The 2032-nt window shown below is 49.4% G+C and carries 3 protein-coding genes; all 3 read right to left on the reverse strand.

Going from position 1 to position 2032, the window contains the following annotated elements:
- On the reverse strand, window positions 1-989 hold a 989-nt coding region (gene fabF, locus ABYW01_RS20350), incomplete at its 3' end, for a beta-ketoacyl-ACP synthase II (RefSeq protein ID WP_372836297.1).
- A 92-nt stretch (window positions 990-1081) separates the two neighbouring features.
- The gene (gene acpP / locus ABYW01_RS20355) at window positions 1082-1315 is read right to left on the reverse strand and encodes an acyl carrier protein (protein WP_193951832.1); all 234 of its coding nucleotides are present in this window, start codon (window positions 1313-1315) and stop codon (window positions 1082-1084) included.
- A gap of 164 nt (window positions 1316-1479) precedes the next feature.
- A partial coding sequence (locus ABYW01_RS20360) for a 3-oxoacyl-ACP reductase family protein (RefSeq protein ID WP_372836300.1) occupies window positions 1480-2032 on the reverse strand: 553 nt, incomplete at its 5' end.

The raw sequence follows: 2032 nt of genomic DNA on the forward strand, positions 1-2032 counted from the left end.
ACCTGTTCCGCCGCACTACCTAATACCTGCTTAGCCGCGTTAGATTCTGCAATATCACCTGCAGGCGTTGATGTACCGTGCGCATTGATATAATGCACATCATCAACGCTTAGCTGAGCATCACGTATCGCATTACTCATAGACAGTGCCGCACCTTCCCCTGTCTCCGGAGGAGCAGTCATATGGAAAGCATCGTCACTCATACCAAAGCCCGCAAGTTCACAATAGATATTTGCGCCTCGAGCTTTGGCGTGTTCGTATTCTTCTAAAATAAGGATTCCGGCACCATCCCCCAACACAAACCCATCACGGTCTTTATCCCATGGACGGCTCGCGCGCTGTGGGTCGTCATTACGCGTTGACAGTGCCCGCGCTGCGGAGAAACCACCAATACCCAATGGCGTGGTTGCCATTTCGGAACCGCCTGCCAACATAACATCAGCATCACCATACTGAATCATGCGCATCGCCTGACCAATATTGTGGGTTCCTGTTGTACATGCGGTAGTAATCGCAATATTTGGCCCTTTAAAGCCATATTTGATCGCCAAGTTACCAGCAATCATATTAATAATACTACCCGGTACAAAAAACGGAGAGATACGGCGTGGGCCGCTGTTTTTAAGTACATCACAGTTCTTTTCAATCATCGGCAAACCACCAATGCCTGAACCGATCGCGCAACCAATACGCGGTGCGTTTTCTTCAGTGACTTCCAGGCCCGCATCGCTTACTGCCTGAATCGCAGCCGCCATGCCGTATTGAATAAAGAGATCCATCTTGCGCGCTTCCTTGGCGCTCATATACTCGCTGACATCGAAACCTTTCACCGATGCGGAGAAACGGGTCGCAAACGTAGAAGCATCAAAATGCTCAATATTCGCTGCGCCACTTTTTCCTGCCAAGATGTTTCCCCAGGTGTCCTGGACTGTATTACCAACCGGGGTAAGCATACCCAAACCAGTAACAACCACTCGCCTGCGTGACATCATGATCCTCCCAATGTGCTACCTACAGAAAAAAGAAAAGCCGCACTATACAAGATAGCTGCGGCTTTTCGGGTATTCGAGACTGAGTTCGATTACTGGTTAGCGTTAACGTAATCGATTGCCAGCTGAACAGTAGTGATTTTTTCAGCTTCTTCGTCAGGGATTTCGGTTTCGAATTCCTCTTCCAGAGCCATCACCAGCTCAACAGTGTCCAGAGAGTCAGCACCCAGATCTTCTACAAATGCTGCAGAGTTCACTACTTCCTCTTCTTTAACGCCCAGCTGTTCAGCGATGATTTTCTTTACGCGCTCTTCAATGTTGCTCATAACTCTTCCTATCTTCTTATCAACATCACCACAATAATGATGTGGCACAGGATTCTAATGAAGCCGACACGCGGATTCAAGCATGTCAGCGGTGTTTTTTTACTTATTAGCTGACGGCACATTATCACCAATTGGCGAAAAAAAACAATTCCTTGATGCACCGATCAGGACATATACATGCCGCCATTGACGTGGATCGTCTCACCCGTCACATAACCGCCGCCCTGACTCGCCAGGAAACCGACAACTGCCGCAATCTCTTCCGGCTGCCCCAGACGGTTCATCGGGATCTGAGACTGCAGTTTTTCTTTGTGCTCATCTGCCAGGCCACTGGTCATATCGGTGTCGATAAAGCCAGGTGCTACACAGTTGACTGCAATATTACGCGAACCGACTTCACGAGCCAGTGCTCGGGTAAAACCTTCCATACCGGACTTGGCGGCCGCGTAGTTTGCCTGACCTGCGTTACCCATGGATGCAACCACAGAGCTCACGCTGATGATACGACCCCAGCGCGCCTTAGTCATGCCACGCAGACAGCCCTTAACCAGACGGAAGACAGAGTTCAGATTGGTATTCATCACTGAATCCCATTCGTCATCTTTCATGCGCATCATGATGTTATCACGAGTAATGCCGGCGTTATTGACCAAAATACCAATCGCACCGAACTCGCCCTGCACGGTCTTCAGAACAGACTCTACAGATTCAGAAGAC

It is taken from the genome of Pontibacterium sp. (assembly GCF_041587635.1).
Lineage (GTDB): Bacteria > Pseudomonadota > Gammaproteobacteria > Pseudomonadales > Balneatricaceae > Pontibacterium.

Bases quoted from the DNA above. Each gene is read 5' to 3' on its own strand.
- acpP (WP_193951832.1), bottom strand. From the start codon at position 1,315: ATGAGCAACATTGAAGAGCGCGTAAAGAAAATCATCGCTGAACAGCTG.